This window comes from Mesorhizobium sp. W016, assembly GCF_054719485.1.
Map to the genome: position 1 here is coordinate 6,081,349 of NZ_JBTTIF010000002.1, position 13,959 is coordinate 6,095,307.

General features: G+C 63.3%; 14 protein-coding genes. 6 read left to right on the forward strand and 8 right to left on the reverse strand.

The features are described 5' to 3' along the window. Positions 1–177: 177 nt before the first annotated feature. Positions 178–798, forward strand: a complete 621-nt coding sequence (locus ACYG9V_RS29745; RefSeq protein ID WP_352762581.1) for a hypothetical protein — start codon at positions 178–180, stop codon at positions 796–798. A gap of 41 nt (positions 799–839) precedes the next feature. Here ACYG9V_RS29745 and ACYG9V_RS29750 read toward each other — a convergent pair whose 3' ends face one another. The 3 genes from ACYG9V_RS29750 to ACYG9V_RS29760 all read right to left on the reverse strand — a co-directional run bounded on the left by ACYG9V_RS29750 (position 840) and on the right by ACYG9V_RS29760 (position 4,156). After that, positions 840–1,994, reverse strand: coding sequence for an extracellular catalytic domain type 1 short-chain-length polyhydroxyalkanoate depolymerase (locus tag ACYG9V_RS29750; RefSeq protein ID WP_352762584.1), 1,155 nt, complete (start codon positions 1,992–1,994; stop codon positions 840–842). Between the two features lie 208 nt (positions 1,995–2,202). Next, the gene (locus ACYG9V_RS29755; protein WP_023733546.1) at positions 2,203–3,189 is read right to left on the reverse strand and encodes an aldo/keto reductase; all 987 of its coding nucleotides are present in this window, start codon (positions 3,187–3,189) and stop codon (positions 2,203–2,205) included. 226 nt (positions 3,190–3,415) lie between these two features. Next, the gene (locus ACYG9V_RS29760) at positions 3,416–4,156 is read right to left on the reverse strand and encodes a FadR/GntR family transcriptional regulator (RefSeq protein ID WP_352666709.1); all 741 of its coding nucleotides are present in this window, start codon (positions 4,154–4,156) and stop codon (positions 3,416–3,418) included. A gap of 2 nt (positions 4,157–4,158) precedes the next feature. Here ACYG9V_RS29760 and ACYG9V_RS29765 point away from each other — a divergent pair, with 2 nt between their 5' ends. Further along, on the forward strand, positions 4,159–5,184 hold the full coding sequence (locus ACYG9V_RS29765; protein ID WP_352762585.1) for an NAD(P)-dependent oxidoreductase: 1,026 nt from the start codon (positions 4,159–4,161) through the stop codon (positions 5,182–5,184). A 59-nt stretch (positions 5,185–5,243) separates the two neighbouring features. Here ACYG9V_RS29765 and ACYG9V_RS29770 read toward each other — a convergent pair whose 3' ends face one another. Continuing rightward, positions 5,244–5,846, reverse strand: a complete 603-nt coding sequence (locus tag ACYG9V_RS29770) for a hypothetical protein (RefSeq protein WP_023691893.1) — start codon at positions 5,844–5,846, stop codon at positions 5,244–5,246. 195 nt (positions 5,847–6,041) lie between these two features. Here ACYG9V_RS29770 and ACYG9V_RS29775 point away from each other — a divergent pair, with 195 nt between their 5' ends. The 3 genes from ACYG9V_RS29775 (at position 6,042) to ACYG9V_RS29785 (ending at position 8,275) form a co-directional block, all read left to right on the forward strand. After that, complete coding sequence (locus ACYG9V_RS29775; protein ID WP_023691894.1) at positions 6,042–6,563, forward strand: hypothetical protein; 522 nt, start codon at positions 6,042–6,044, stop codon at positions 6,561–6,563. An 11-nt stretch (positions 6,564–6,574) separates the two neighbouring features. Further along, on the forward strand, positions 6,575–7,120 hold the full coding sequence (locus tag ACYG9V_RS29780) for a hypothetical protein (RefSeq protein WP_023728487.1): 546 nt from the start codon (positions 6,575–6,577) through the stop codon (positions 7,118–7,120). A 270-nt stretch (positions 7,121–7,390) separates the two neighbouring features. Continuing rightward, complete coding sequence (locus ACYG9V_RS29785) at positions 7,391–8,275, forward strand: AraC family transcriptional regulator (protein WP_031197736.1); 885 nt, start codon at positions 7,391–7,393, stop codon at positions 8,273–8,275. Positions 8,276–8,597: 322 nt separating this feature from the next. Here ACYG9V_RS29785 and ACYG9V_RS29790 read toward each other — a convergent pair whose 3' ends face one another. Further along, positions 8,598–9,392 (reverse strand): FadR/GntR family transcriptional regulator, encoded by a 795-nt coding sequence (locus ACYG9V_RS29790; RefSeq protein ID WP_023671079.1) that lies wholly within the window; start codon positions 9,390–9,392, stop codon positions 8,598–8,600. 3 nt (positions 9,393–9,395) lie between these two features. After that, positions 9,396–10,832, reverse strand: a complete 1,437-nt coding sequence (locus ACYG9V_RS29795) for an FAD-binding oxidoreductase (protein WP_352762588.1) — start codon at positions 10,830–10,832, stop codon at positions 9,396–9,398. 161 nt (positions 10,833–10,993) lie between these two features. Between ACYG9V_RS29795 and gloA the strand changes: the two genes are divergently transcribed. Continuing rightward, positions 10,994–11,404, forward strand: coding sequence for a lactoylglutathione lyase (gene gloA, locus ACYG9V_RS29800; protein WP_019856614.1), 411 nt, complete (start codon positions 10,994–10,996; stop codon positions 11,402–11,404). Between the two features lie 74 nt (positions 11,405–11,478). On the opposite strand, the gene ACYG9V_RS29805 is transcribed toward gloA, so the two are convergent. Then, on the reverse strand, positions 11,479–12,447 hold the full coding sequence (locus ACYG9V_RS29805) for an ABC transporter permease (RefSeq protein ID WP_023683139.1): 969 nt from the start codon (positions 12,445–12,447) through the stop codon (positions 11,479–11,481). A 4-nt stretch (positions 12,448–12,451) separates the two neighbouring features. Continuing rightward, positions 12,452–13,954 carry a sugar ABC transporter ATP-binding protein gene (locus ACYG9V_RS29810; protein ID WP_352762744.1) on the reverse strand — a complete coding sequence of 501 codons (1,503 nt, stop codon included), beginning with the start codon at positions 13,952–13,954 and terminating at the stop codon, positions 12,452–12,454. Positions 13,955–13,959 lie beyond the last annotated feature (5 nt).

Genomic DNA, 13,959 nt, shown 5'->3' on the forward strand with positions numbered 1-13,959 from the left:
GAGCCCCGTCGCCGTACGGCGGCGGGGCCGAAGGTGCTGTCGGCGCACTGCAAGCGACGTTCAGATTCGGCCATAAGGGGCGGGTTCTCATCGGACCTGCCCCTTTTCGCTGTTGCCTTGGCTTTACCGGCTCTTGCCGTGTTAGCATCGAACCAACGAAACCAGCCCCAGGAAGGCATGAGCCCGTCCCCGCAACTGATTGCCGAATGGCCGTTGTCGCCGTCAGCGACACTCGGGTCCGCCGTGCGCTCCAAGGGGATCGAAAGTGAAATCAGAGCCCGGCTGCCATGGGCAGTCAGGAAGCACGTCAAGGCCGAGACGGGCCGCATCGCATTGCGAATGTCGAAATCCGAAGCGGAAGCGTTCAAGGCCGCCTCTGCCAGTATCTCCAAAACACTGGAGGGAGTGGAGGCGCTGCCTGTGCTTCCACGCGAGGTCGAGGATATCCTTACGATCTCTTCGCGCGAGCGCCACAAATGGCTCAAGGACGGTCGGCTGCAAAGCACCGGCACACGCACGGTCAAGATGCGTGGGCGATCAAAGTCTGTCACCTTCCACGTTTTCGACCCGCGCCACATCGAGGACGTCCTGGACCGCGATTTGGCAACCGTGTGGAGAGAGCAGGATGTCCAGGAAGTCGCCGAGAACAGGCGGCGCGGCGCGGGCAAGGCCGCGCTGACGCGCGCGGGAAAGGGCACCGGCCAAGCCCGCACTGCGAGGAACGCCCGGGACACGGATGGCCCGCCGCCCGGACTGAAGGGCTGGGATGCGTTCGAGGACGAAGGCCTGCTGCGATAATGATGCTGGTGCTTGCCCTTGTCCTTCGTGCGGGGCGAGCCTCAGCCTCGGCGCATCAATCCCGCTGCCCGCAGCGCGTCCTCGATGACCTTGGTAATCCCGCCCGCCGGACCGCCTGGCGGATTGACAGGCTCCGGGGCCGGATCGACACGGACAGCTCGCGGTTTTTCCTTCGGCGAGAAAGGCTGCAATGCAGTGCCTGAAGCGGCCTTGGCTTTCGCCGTGCGTCGTACCTCTGGCTTCGTCAGCCCCCAGAAACGGGCGATGTGGCGCGTCGAGGAAATCCCGGCATCCAACATGAACGGCCCTGCTTTGCCGAGAGCATTGTCGCCGCTCGCCTGCAATGGTGTGCCATGGCCCATGCCGGCAATGCTGTATGCCTCGACCACGTCGCGACCTTTGCCATCGGACCAGACTTTGCGGCTCTGACCGTCGACCTTTTCCGTGCGTGTCGGCGCTTGAGCCAGGCCGTGCACGCCCTGCCATTGCGCCAGCACCGCGCCGGCATTGGAAGGCACCACGGTCCTGTCGGCCGAGCCCTGCCAGATCGAAATCCTCGGCCACGGCCCCTTGTGCGGCGAAGCCTCCCGCAGCAGACGCTGCAGGTCGGTTCTGGACGGGCCGCCATGGCCACGCATGCGGTCGAAGGCTTCGGGGATGGTCGAGGCGCTGCCATAGGCAAGCCCGGCAATGATCGCGCCACCGGCAAACACGTCCGGGTAGGTCGCCAGCATCACCGCCGCCATGGCGCCGCCGGCGGAAAGACCGGTGACGAATATCCGCTTGCGGTCGAGACCGTGGGTGACCACCGCCGCCTCGATCATCTGGCGGATGGACAGCGCCTCGCCGCTGTCGCGGCTTACATCGCCCGGCACGAACCAGTTGAAGCAAAGATTGGCGTTGTTGGCGCGCTGCTGCTCGGGGAAAAGCACGGCAAAACCCTGCTCGTCGGCAAGTTCGGTCCAGCCGGAACCATGATCGTAAGCGGCTGCATTCTGGGTACAGCCATGCAGCACCACGACCAGCGCTGCCTGCTTCGGCAGGTTTTCAGGGAGATAAAACCGCGCGCGCAAGGCGCCGGGATTGGACCCGAACCCTGTCATCTCGGACAGGTGATCGTCCTTGCTCTGTCCTGCACCGGCTGGCCGGCCGCGCATCGCGCTCAGCCGGGCGATCGTATCGGATATGTCTCGCAAATCGGTATCCTTGCGCGCCGGAATGGGCAGACTCGTGCACACAACGCACACGCAGCAATATCGTTGCTGCACTGCACAATAACAAGCGGCGCGGCCGATTAAATGACCGATGGATCATAGAATCCGCTGCACGGCTTGTGACGGACGAACGCAATTTGGCCCGGCTGACCTCTGGTCAGTCAGCCGATCGAGGCCGGCAGGCGCCGGGTTACCAGCGCTGATGCACGTAGGGCTTGATGTTCTCGTCGTAGACCGCCTTCACCTTGGCCATCGACTCGGAGGACAACGGCGCAAGCTCCGCCGCTTCCGCATTGGAAACCGCCTGCGCCGGATTGCGGGCGCCGGGAATGACAACCGTCACAGCGTCGAACATCAGGATCCAGCGCAGAGCGAATTTCGCCATCGTGGTGTCGCCTGACACCAGCGGCCGCACCTTCTCGACCGCCGCTAGGCCGACCTCATAGGGCACGCCCGAAAACGTCTCGCCGACATCGAAGGCTTCGCCTTTCCTGTTGAACAGGCGATGGTCGGTGGTCTCGAACTTGGTGTCCGCCCTGAACTTGCCGGACAACAGGCCGCTGGCCAGCGGCACGCGGGCGATGACGGCGACATCGTTCTTTTTCGCCTGGTCGAAGAACAGCTCGGCCGGGCGCTGGCGGAAGGCGTTGAAGATGATCTGCACGCTGACGACGCCGGGATATTGCATCGCCTTCAGCGCCTCTTCGACACGCTCGACGCTGACGCCGTAATTGCGGATCTTGCCCTGCTCGGTGAGCTTGTCGAGACGCTCGAACACCTCCGGATGATAGTAGAGATCGGTCGGCGGGCAATGCAGCTGCACCAGGTCGAGCGTGTCGGTCTCGAGGTATTTCAGGCTGCGGTCGATCCAGCCGGTGAGGTTCTCGACGCTGTAGCCCTCGACCGTCTGCTTCGGCAGCCGCCGTCCGGCCTTGGTGGCGATGAACGGGCGCGCGCCACCGCGTTCCTTCATCACCCGTGCGATCAGCTTTTCCGAACGGCCGTCGCCATAGACGTCGGCGGTGTCGAGGAAGCTGACGCCGGCATCGAGCGCGGCATGCAGGGCGGCGACCGCATCGTCGTCATTGACCTCGCCCCAGGCGGCGCCGATCGCCCAGGCGCCGAAGCCGATCTCGCTGACTGATCTGCCGGTACGGCCAAATTTCCGTGACTGCATTTTGCTTCCTGACTTGCGGCTTTGATGACGGTTCTGATTTCGGGAGCCTCATACCGCATGGCAACGCGATTGACATCCCTCTTCCTGGGATTTACCAGACTACAGGGTTGTATGACAACCCGGCAAGATTGCAACAATTTGGAGCCGGGCGGAACATGTCGCTGATGCGCCAACTTTATCTCGGCGGGGTCGCCGGATGAGCAGTCGGTCAACCGTGGTTGGCTCCCTAATCGTGAACAGCCTTGTCGCGCAGATCCTCGAAGCGGGCATAGCTTTTGGTCAGATGGCTGCGCATGGCGCGGCGCGCGGCGTTGACGTCCCTGGCTTCGATGGCCCCGAGAATGGCGCGATGCTCGCGCTGCATGCGGTCGAGATATTTTTCCCGCTCATCCTCGGTCATGCGGTCGAGCCGCGTCCAATGGCGCGGTACCATGGCGCTGCCGAACGTGTCGAACAACCGGGTGAAATTCGGGTTCTGCGTCGCCGCCAGAATGGCGCGGTGGAAACCAAAATCCTCTTCCGAGCCGGAGCCGCCGGCGCGCACCGCCGCGTCCAGCGCGTCGAGCCGCGCGCTCATCTGCTGGAGCGCCGCCTCGCTGCGCCGTTGGGCCGCAAGGCCGGTCGCTTCCACCTCGATGCCCATGCGCAGTTCGAGCACGCGCAGCACCTCGTCGATCGATTCGAGATCGTCGGGCAGCACGGAAAATGTCTTCGGCATCGGGTCATTGGTGACGAAGGCGCCGAGCCCCTGGCGCGTGGTGATCAGCCCGCGCGCACGCAGCGCCGCCAGCGCCTCGCGCACCACGGTGCGGCTGACGCCTGTGGCAGCAACAATCTCCTGCTCGGTCGGCAGCCGCTGCCCCGGCGCAAGGTCGCCGGATTCGATCTGCGCAATCAGCGTGTTGACCAGACCCGTCCGCAGGTTGGGCGCCTGCGGTATGGCGTCGAAAGTCATGGGCTCCGCCATCGGTGGCACTCCGGTTCGATTCTTGTTCGAAGGCCGAATCTTATTCAAAGAATTGCATCGACGGGTGCCCGCCGCAAGGTGACGAAAGTTCGGCCCGCTGGCACGAGCCATGGGAGGATTGCATGAAAGAACGCATCGGCTTCATCGGCCTGGGCAGCATGGGCGCCGGCATGGCCGACAATCTGCTGCGCAAGGGCTGGCCGCTGACGGTGCATGTCCACCGCAGCCGCACGGCCGCCGACCGGCTGATCGCCGCCGGCGCCACCGAAGCGCCAAGCCCTCGCGCGCTCGCCACCGCGAGCGACATCGTCATCCTGTGCGTCACCGGCTCGCACGAGGTCGAAGCGCTGGTCAAAGGCCAGGATGGCCTTGCTGCGGCAGCTAAACCGTTGCTGATCATCGACTGCTCGACCTCCAACCCGTCATCGACGACAGCGCTTGCCGCCGACCTCGCGGAGCAGGGGATGACGCTGATCGACGCGCCGCTGGCGCGCACGCCCAAGGAAGCCACCGAGGGCAAGCTCGACGTCATGGTCGGCGGCGCGGCCGAGATCGTCGCCCGCGCCCGGCCGGTGCTGGAGGCGTTTGCCGCCCGCATCGTCCACACCGGCCCGACCGGCAGCGGCCACACCATGAAGCTGCTCAACAATTTCGTCTCGATGGGTTATTCCGCGATCTATTCCGAAGCGCTGAGCCTGGGCGCCAAGGCCGGGCTGACGCCGCAGGTCTTCAACAGCGTCATCTCCGGCAGCCGCATGGATTGCGGCTTCTACCAGGCCTTCTTCGATTTCGTCCTCAACCGCAACGAAAACGCCCAACGCTTCGCCATCGCCAATGCGCTCAAGGACATGACCTATCTCGCCTCCTTCGCCCACGCCGCCGGCATCGCCAACCCGATCGGCGCGGCGGTGCGCAACGGCTTTGCCACGGCGGTTACCACCGGCCATGGCGAGAAGTTCGTGCCGGCGCTGTCGGATATTGTGGCGGGGTTGAATGGTGTGTCGCTGGTGGAGGCGGCGGTGGAGTGATGGGGCCGGACCGATAAGGCAGCGCGATCATATATTTGAGCGCCATGGGTGCCAGAGGATTATCGAACTGAACCCCGCGATTTGGCGATCTGGGTGTACTCGGTGATGGCAAAGTGCGCGCCTAGCTGAGCGAGTTCCATCGACGGAAACTCCCAATCGAATTGACGCTCACCATCCAACCAATCGAGATATTGGACGATTGACCCAGCGTAGCGCTCTAGTGCCCGCACGGCGCGCGTGAATGTATAAATCTCTTCGGAGCTCACCTCGGTATGGGTGCCGATATGCACGTCGAGTTTGTGTGGGCTCTTTCGGTAGCGCGTCACGTATGATTGGCGAATGTACGATGTTACCCCACTAGTGATTGGGTCGTGGATAAATCGGTTGCGGGCTGCTCGAATTTCACCATCGATCAAGTCAACCAGGATAGGGATATGGTCGCTGTGGCGCTCCCAGCGGTTAGCGACCGCATGTCCCTTGCAGACCTGCAAAGCACCGCGAAGGTCGAGCTCGTTTCGGATAAGTTCATAGGCCGTGTATTCGATATCCCGCATGGTGTAAAAGAGGACCATGAAGCACCCTTCCTCAAGATGTGCCCATGCAATGCACATGTCGCCAAGAGCGTGCTTAATTCTGTCAATCTCAAATTCGTCGTAGGCCATTCTAGAACCTAGTGAAAAACGGATATATGCAGCTAAAGACACGCTGAAGCGAATGCTCAAAACGCCGCAGCTGCATGGCTACAGTAGAGACACAAAGACGAATCCGCAGGCCTGGGCAAGTCCAGAAAGCGCAGATAGCAATCAATCCATAGATATGTCATTACCGTGCTCACTTCATCGAATTTGGGGAACCCGATGTTGCGGGCAGCACTGATTTTTCTTGCAACAACATCGGCCGCGCTTCCAGCATTTGCTGGCGATGTACAGAAGTGGATTGAGATGCCTCCCGATCAGAGTGGGATAGCAGTCTATGTCCAAAATCCGTCCAAAGAACTGTCCATTTCCGCCACCGATGCGAAGGGCAATTCTCTCGACAATTTTGAATGGAACCTGCCCGGTTTTCCCCTCGTAAGGCAATACCGCGTGCCGCCTGGGGAATATCAAGTGATGCTTGATGGGCAGCCAGGTGCATTGATCGCCAATGCCAAGGCCGGACAGATTTCATACATCGAGGTGTCACAAAATGACGCTTCTGATTTTCGCGCCGTTCTAAAATCTGACAATTTCGACGCGTATAAGTCTGGCTTCGTTGATGCGCTTGGAGCGATAACTGAAAAACTTGGATACGAGAGTATCAAACCTCTCATATTTGCTCCGGTCGGGAATAAGATCTATATTAGGATGGCGGGGCCGGGAGTTAAACCGCCCCCAAACTGATGGCAAATGCGATGCGCGAACCGTCTAAAATCAATTTTGATGCGCTCAGAAACGCGATCTACCACACCGCGCGGCGCAACTACTACGACCTGCTCAACCGGCTCATGAGCTTGATAATTGTCGCAGCGGGCGCAGCGGCCGTAGCCGATTTTGAGAAGACCTTCGCTCCCCCGGCGGTTCTGGCTTTTGTGGCAACCATGGCGGGACTATTGCAGTTGGTGTTCGACTTTGGAGGTAAGGCGCGCACACATGAATTTTTGCAACGCCGTTTCTACGAACTAACGGCGGAAATCGCTGAGGCCGACAAGCCTAGCCCCTCAACGGTCAGAGATTGGGAGGCGACCCTTAAACGCCTCTACGCAGAGGAGCCGCCTCCGATGCGCGCAATGGACGCCATAGCCTACAATGCTGCTGCCGAAAGCCTAGGCAGCGACAAGTCAAAGCGCATTTACTTGACTTGGTGGCAGATTATTAATCGCTACTGGTGGGCATTCAACGGCGCGGAGTTTCCCTTCGTTTCTGACGTAAAAGCAAAAGACGCGTCGCCTTCTGCTTAGCTTCACCAATCCGACGGGTACGGCAGGTCATTCACACTGCCGCCAGCGACCTTAGCCCTGCGATGATCACTCTCGATGTCGTGTTGGAACAGTCCGCCGACCGGACAGACTGAGCCACTGCCTATCTTGCGACCTGCCCGCAGCCATCCGCAGTCGTTAATGCGCGCCGGAGATGCGGCACGCGTCCATCCGTGTCAAACCGCAATATCGGTCGAGCGCGAAATGCCCTGACGCGCCTATCTGGTGTCGCCACGCAGGACGAGACGTTTGATGACGCCACTTGAAAACTACCATGCCCGGATGCGGCGGGTGCTGGATCATATCGACCAGCATCTCGACGACGATCTGGGCCTGGAAGCGTTGAGCGGCGTTGCGGCGTTCTCGAAATTCCATTTTCACCGGCAGTTCACGTCCACCTTCGGGGTGTCCGTGCATCGCTATGTCCAGCTCGCCCGCCTGAAACGCGCTTCGTACCGGTTGGCCGAGAGCGACGCCCACAGCGTCACCGACATAGCGATGGATGCCGGCTACGACGCACCGGATGCCTTCGCCCGCGCTTTTCGGCAGCGGTTCGGACAATCGCCTTCGTCGTTCCGGAAGTCTCCCGACTGGGGGGCGTGGCTCATGGCCTTCGGGCCGCTCGACAAAGCAAGGACCACGCTCATGCAGATAATTTTTGAACCCGGCGACGTGATGATCCGGGATGTGCCGCCCACGCCGGTGGCGATCCTGGAGCATCGCGGCGATCGGGCGACGCTTCCTGACACCATCCAGCGCTTCATCGCCTGGCGCAAGGCCGCCGGCCTGTCGCCCGAGACAAGCTCGACCTTCAACATCTTCCGTTCCGAAAGGGAGCCGGCGAACCCGGCCGACTACAGCATGGACATCTGCGCCGGAACCGAGCTGCCGGTAGAGGATGGGCCGATCGAGGGCGCGCAGATGAAGGCCGGCGTGATCCCCGGCGGACGCTGCGCGGTGCTGCGCTACCCCGGCAACACCAACAATCTCGAGCCGGCCGCGCTTTACCTCTATCGCGAATGGCTTCCGGCCAGCGGCGAGGAGGCGCGCGACTTTCCGATCTATTGCCAGCGGCACTTTTCGTCGAACGGACCGGTGCGTGAGGTGGTGCTTGAGCTGTTTCTGCCGCTGAAATAGCGCGGTGGGGTGGCGGCCTATCTCCGGCCCTGAGCTGGTTGAGCCGACGACCGAGTGAAATCTGATATGGCGCTCCCCACTCCGTCTCGGCTTCGCCGAGCCACCTCTACCCCCACATTCGTGGGGGAGAGGAAACCCAAGCTTTTGAAGGGCTGCGATCTCGGAGATTGGCATTTCCTCATCCCCCATGAAATGGGGGGTCCGAAGGACGGGCGAGACCCGTGGCTCGCCCCGGCAAGGTGGCTCGGCGAAGCCGAGACGGAGTGGAGGTCAGCGCTGCCATAGGCGATTGGCCCAGCGCGCGGACAAGGCAAGGCTATCCCTAAGCCTGCCCGCGCACAGCCTTCCGCAACCGCGAATGCCGTACCGGAGACGCTGCCTCGGGCCCCGGCGCTATCTCCGCAGCTTCCCCCTCATGCAACCCCACCCGCAACGCCGCACCCGCCAGGTGGTCGCGCATCGCCGCTTGCGCTCCTTCGGCGTCGCCGGCACGGATCGCTCTCAGGATGCGCTCATGTTCGCCGAGCGTGATGCGGGCCATGTCGTCCGACTTTTGCTGGTTGCCGGCGGCGAGAATGCTTTCGCGCACCCGCTCGGACACGAAGACCAGGAATTGGCCCATGTAGGAATTGCGCGTCGCCTCGGCGACGGTGCGGTGGAATTCGAGGTCGCTGCGCAGCCAGGCGACGCTGCCATAGGGGGCGGCGCGCATGCCGGACAGCGCATCGCCCATGGCTTTGAGATCGGCGTCGCTGCGCCGTTTTGCGGCAAGGGCCGCCGCCTGCACTTCGAGGATGCCACGCAGTTCGAACAGATTGCGAAACGAGTCGGCGCGCTGCAGCGTCTCATGGTCGATGGTCAGCACCGTCGGGTTGTTGCTCTCGACCACGAAGGCGCCGCGCCCCTGCTGCGACCAGATTCGGCCTTCCGAGCGCAGCCGCGCGATCGCCTCGCGCACCACGTTGCGGCTGACCCCGAAAGTGGTTGCCAGCGCCGCCTCGGTCGGCAGCTGGTCACCCGGCTTCAGCCGGCCTTGCGCGATCTCGCGCGAGATGGAACTGGCCACCAGAGTGGAGAGGTGTGGGCCGCGATTGACCTTGTCGAGTTTCAGCGTCATCGCTCACCTATAGTCGACGGCGGGTGCGGACGCCAGAATGCGGCCGTTGCTGAGAATGTGGCGCGGGTCGAATGCGTCCTTGATGCCGGCGGCGAGGTCGAGCGTCACCGGATCGATGCGTTCGAGGAACGCCTTCTGCTTGACCCGGCCGATGCCGTGCTCGGCGCTGATAGAGCCGCCATAGCGATCGACGACGGTGAAGATCTCGGCTTCCGCCTGCTCGAACAGATGTTCCATCGCCTCGGTGCCCATGCCTTCCGGCGGCACGACGTTGAGGTGGATGTTGCCGTCGCCGACATGGCCGTAGGTGACGGCCAGCGCGTCGGGCCGGGCTTTCTCCAAGGCGGCCAGCGCATCGGTGACGAAATCGGCAAGCCTGGAGATCGGCACCGACACATCGGTGCGCAAGTAGCGCCCGCCCCTGCCCTGCCGCTCGACCATGATCTCGCGGTAGAGCCACAACCGCTCACCTTGAGCCCTGGTCGAAGCGATGACGCCGTCCTCGACGATGTCCTCGACGCTGCCGAGAAACCCCAGCAGCATATTGGAGAGGTCGATCAGCCCGCCCGACGACACCTCGATCAGCACATAGACCGGATAGGGCTGGCTGAGCGGATCGGGAAAATCCTGGCCTTCGCGCATGGTGATCTCGATGCCGCCGCGCAGGATCAGTTCGAAGGCGGTGAGCAAATCGCTGCAATCGCGCCTCGCCCTTGCATAGAGTGCCATCGCGTCCTCGACGGAGCGCAGGCCAACCAGCGCGGTTTCGATCTGCGTCGGCTTGGGGAATAGTTTCAGCGCCGCCGCGGTGACGATGCCGAGCGTGCCCTCCGAGCCGATGAAGATCTGCTTCAGATCATAGCCGCGATTGTCCTTTCGCAGCACTTTCAGCCCGTTCCAGATGCGGCCGTCGGCCAGCACCACTTCGAGGCCAAGCACCAGGTCGCGCGTCATGCCGTAGCGCAGCACGTTGAAGCCGCCGGCATTGGTGGCGACATTGCCGCCGATGCGGCAGCTGCCTTGCGCGCCGAAGGTGATCGGCAGCAGGCAGTCGCTCGCTTCAGCCTCACGCTTGGCGTCCTCGAGGATGCAGCCGGCCTCGACCACCATGGCAAAGTCGATCGGGCTGATCGAACGGATACGGTTCATGCGCTCCAGCGAGATGACGATCTCGCCGCCATCCGCCGCCACTGCGGCGCCCACGAGCCCGGTCAGGCCGCCTTGCGGCACGACCGGAATGCGCTCGGCATGGCAGAACCGCATCAGCGCCGACATCTCCTCAACCGAAGAGGGCCGCGCCACCGCCAGCGGCCGGCCGAAATGATCGCCCGACCAATCGCGGCTGTAGCGCGCCAGATCCACTTCCTCGGTCAGCAGCCCGCCATTCGGCAGCAGGCCGGCCAGGGCTGCGATCTGCGATGCGGAGGGCGCGGCATTCATGGATTGGCTCTGGGCCCCTCGGCAAAACGACTGGACAAATACCGACGTTGTCGTGTTATCATACAACCCTGATTGAGAACATCAAGCGAGGCCGTCTTGCCGCCAAGTGTTCGATGTGGATGATCAGACCCGCAAATCACAGAATTCGGAGGACTTCCCCAATGAGCGACGCCCCGGGATTTCGCTATATGCACACCATGATCAGGGTGCTCGACCTCGACAAGTCGATCGCCTTCTACACCGAGGTGCTCGGCATGACCCTGCTGCGCCGCGACGACTACCCCGGCGGCAAGTTCACCAACGCCTTTGTCGGCTACGGCCCCGAGGACAAGGAAGCCGTCGTCGAGCTGACGCTGAACTGGGGCCGCGAGGAGCCCTACGAGATCGGCACCGGCTTCGGCCATCTGGCGCTCGGCGTCAACGACATCTACGCCGTCTGCGCCGAACTGGAAAAGCGCGGCGCCAAGATCCCGCGCAAGCCCGGCCCGATGCAGCACGGCACCACCCACATCGCTTTCGTCGAAGACCCCGACGGCTACAAGATCGAGCTGATCGGCCTCGACACGATGTGATCCGATCGGGCCGGACCGCATCGGCCTCGCGCCGATGCGGTCCCGTCCTGTCCGCGCTTGCCTGGGAGGCGGGATCACTTGATGACCGCGATCTTGCTGCGGTCGATGGTAATGGCGACGGCAGCGATCAGCACCGCGCCGAACACCATGTTTTCCAGGAAGATATTGACGCCGACAAAGGTCATGCCGATGCGCACGATCGAGATGATCAGCGCGCCGACCGCCGTGCGGGCAACGCCGCCGAGCCCGCCGGTGATCGCCGTGCCGCCGACAATGACGGCGGCGATGGCCGGCAGCAGCAGCTGGTTGGCCAGCACTGGCGAGCCGCTCGACAGCCTGGCCGCCAGCACGACGCCGGCGATGGCCGCGAGCATACCCGACGCGGCAAAGGCGATGATCTTGGTGCGGTCGACATTGATGCCCGCCGCCCACGCCGCCGGTTCGCCGGCGCCGACCGCAATCGCCTGGCGGCCGAAGCGCGTGTAGCGCAGCGCCAGAAAGGCGGCGATGCCGATCACCGTCGAAATCAGCACCACCACGGGAATGCCGGCGACAGTGGCGTTGATCCAGGCGGTGTTTTCGCGACCAGCCTCCTCGATGGTGATGGCGCGGCCATTGGAGACCCAGAGCGCCAGGCCGGTGACGACGCCGCCGGTGGCGAGCGTCGCCACGAAGGACGGCACGCGCAGCTTGACGTGAACGACGCCGCTCAACACGCCGAAGGCGAGCCCCGACAGGATCGCCACCGGAAAGGCGGCGAGGCCGAGCGACGGCAGCAATTGCGCCAGGATGACGCTGGCTAGTGACGCCACCGCCTGGATCGACAAATCGATGCCGCCGAGCAGAATGGCGAAGGTGACGCCGGTCGCCAGGATGAACAGCACGGCGGTGTTGGCAAACAAAAGCGCCACGGTCTCGCCGGTCAGGAAGCCGGGCGCGGCGATCTCGATGATCAAAAGCAGGCCGACAAGCAGCACCAGTGGAATGGCGCCTTGCGTCCACTTGCCTTCGAAAACCCGCCTGATGGAGAACGCTTCATTCATCGGCTCACACCATTGCCCTGAGAAGATCGACCTGGTTCGGCTTGTTGCCCGGACTGGCATCGAAGCGCGCGGTGATTGCACCATCGCGCATCACCAGCACCTGGTGCGACAGGCCGATCGTTTCCTCCAGCGTGTCGGAAATCAAAAGAATCGCCACGCCTTGCGCGGAGAGATCGCGCACCAGCTCGTAGACCTCTTCCTTGGCTCCGACGTCGAGCCCGCGTGTGGGATGGTCGAGCACCAGGATGCGCGAGCCCGCCGTCATCCAGCGCGCCAGCACCACCTTCTGCTGGTTGCCGCCGCTGAGCTTGCGGCAGGCGGCATCGGGGCCGGGCGCCTTGATGCGCAGCCGCTTGATCCAGTCGGCGGCAAGCCGGCGCTCCTTGCCATAATCGATGGCGCCATGGCGCATGACGCTGGAGAGATCGGCCAGCGAAATGTTCTCCGCGATCGACAGGAACATCACCAGCCCTTCGAGCCGGCGCTCGCGCGGGACATAGCCGATGCCCTTGCGCACCGCCGGTTCCGGCGAGGAGAAGCGCACGGCATCGCCGGCGATTTTCATCTCGCCGGCATCATGCTGGACGAAGCCGCCAACGGTGCGCGTCACCTCCTCGCGGCCGGAGCCGACGACGCCGGCAATGCCGACAATCTCGCCCGCCCGGATCGAGAGATCGACGCCGTGATAGAAACCGTTGGCGCCAAGGCCCTTGGCCTCGACCATCACGGTATGTCGCGGCGCCAGCTGGCGGGCCTCGCGATAATACTCGGCCTGCAGGCCGCGCCCGACCATGATCTCGTGCAGCTCAGGCGCGGTGACTTCGGCTGCACGATGTTCGGCAACGACGGCGCCATCCTTCATCGTGTAGACGCGGTCGGAGATATTGAGCACCTCGTCGAGGCGGTGCGAGACGAAGACGAAGCTGGCCCGGGATTTGAGCGAGCGCACCCGCGCGAACAGCACCTCGATGTCGGCGGCGTTGAGCACCGAGGTCGGCTCGTCGAGCAGGATGAGCAACTGCCGCTCGACCACTTCCTCCAGGGTCAGCGCCTTGGCGAGCTCGACCATCTGGCGCGCGGCGAAGGTGAGTTCGGAGGTGCGCGCGGTGACGTCGATGTCGATGCCGATCTTGGCCAGTTGCCGCCGCGCCGCCGCGTTCATGGCGCGCCAATGGACGATGCCGAAGCGGGTGAAGCGGTCCTCTTCGCCGAGATAGATGTTTTCGGCAACCGTCAGGTTCAGCACCAGCGACTGCTCCTGGAACACCATGCCGATGCCATGCCTGGCCGCATCACGGGCGTTGCGCATGCGCAGCTGTTCGCCATCCAGCGTGAGCGAGCCGCCATCCGGCCGGTAGCCGCCGGCCAGCACCCGCATCAGCGTCGACTTGCCGGCGCCGTTCTCGCCGATCAGCCCGACAACTTCATTGGGCCGCACCTCGATGGAGACGTCGCGCAGCGCCTGGACGCCGGGGAAATTCTTGATGATGTTGGACGCCTGCAGCATGGCGT

Bases quoted from the DNA above. Each gene is read 5' to 3' on its own strand.
- ACYG9V_RS29745 (WP_352762581.1), top strand. From the start codon at position 178: ATGAGCCCGTCCCCGCAACTGATTGCCGAATGGCCGTTGTCGCCGTCA.
- ACYG9V_RS29755 (WP_023733546.1), bottom strand. From the start codon at position 3,189: ATGCAGTCACGGAAATTTGGCCGTACCGGCAGATCAGTCAGCGAGATC.
- ACYG9V_RS29760 (WP_352666709.1), bottom strand. From the start codon at position 4,156: ATGGCGGAGCCCATGACTTTCGACGCCATACCGCAGGCGCCCAACCTG.
- ACYG9V_RS29770 (WP_023691893.1), bottom strand. From the start codon at position 5,846: ATGGCCTACGACGAATTTGAGATTGACAGAATTAAGCACGCTCTTGGC.
- ACYG9V_RS29775 (WP_023691894.1), top strand. From the start codon at position 6,042: ATGTTGCGGGCAGCACTGATTTTTCTTGCAACAACATCGGCCGCGCTT.
- ACYG9V_RS29780 (WP_023728487.1), top strand. From the start codon at position 6,575: ATGCGCGAACCGTCTAAAATCAATTTTGATGCGCTCAGAAACGCGATC.
- ACYG9V_RS29785 (WP_031197736.1), top strand. From the start codon at position 7,391: ATGACGCCACTTGAAAACTACCATGCCCGGATGCGGCGGGTGCTGGAT.
- ACYG9V_RS29790 (WP_023671079.1), bottom strand. From the start codon at position 9,392: ATGACGCTGAAACTCGACAAGGTCAATCGCGGCCCACACCTCTCCACT.
- ACYG9V_RS29795 (WP_352762588.1), bottom strand. From the start codon at position 10,832: ATGAATGCCGCGCCCTCCGCATCGCAGATCGCAGCCCTGGCCGGCCTG.
- gloA (WP_019856614.1), top strand. From the start codon at position 10,994: ATGAGCGACGCCCCGGGATTTCGCTATATGCACACCATGATCAGGGTG.
- ACYG9V_RS29805 (WP_023683139.1), bottom strand. From the start codon at position 12,447: ATGAATGAAGCGTTCTCCATCAGGCGGGTTTTCGAAGGCAAGTGGACG.
- ACYG9V_RS29810 (WP_352762744.1), bottom strand. From the start codon at position 13,954: ATGCTGCAGGCGTCCAACATCATCAAGAATTTCCCCGGCGTCCAGGCG.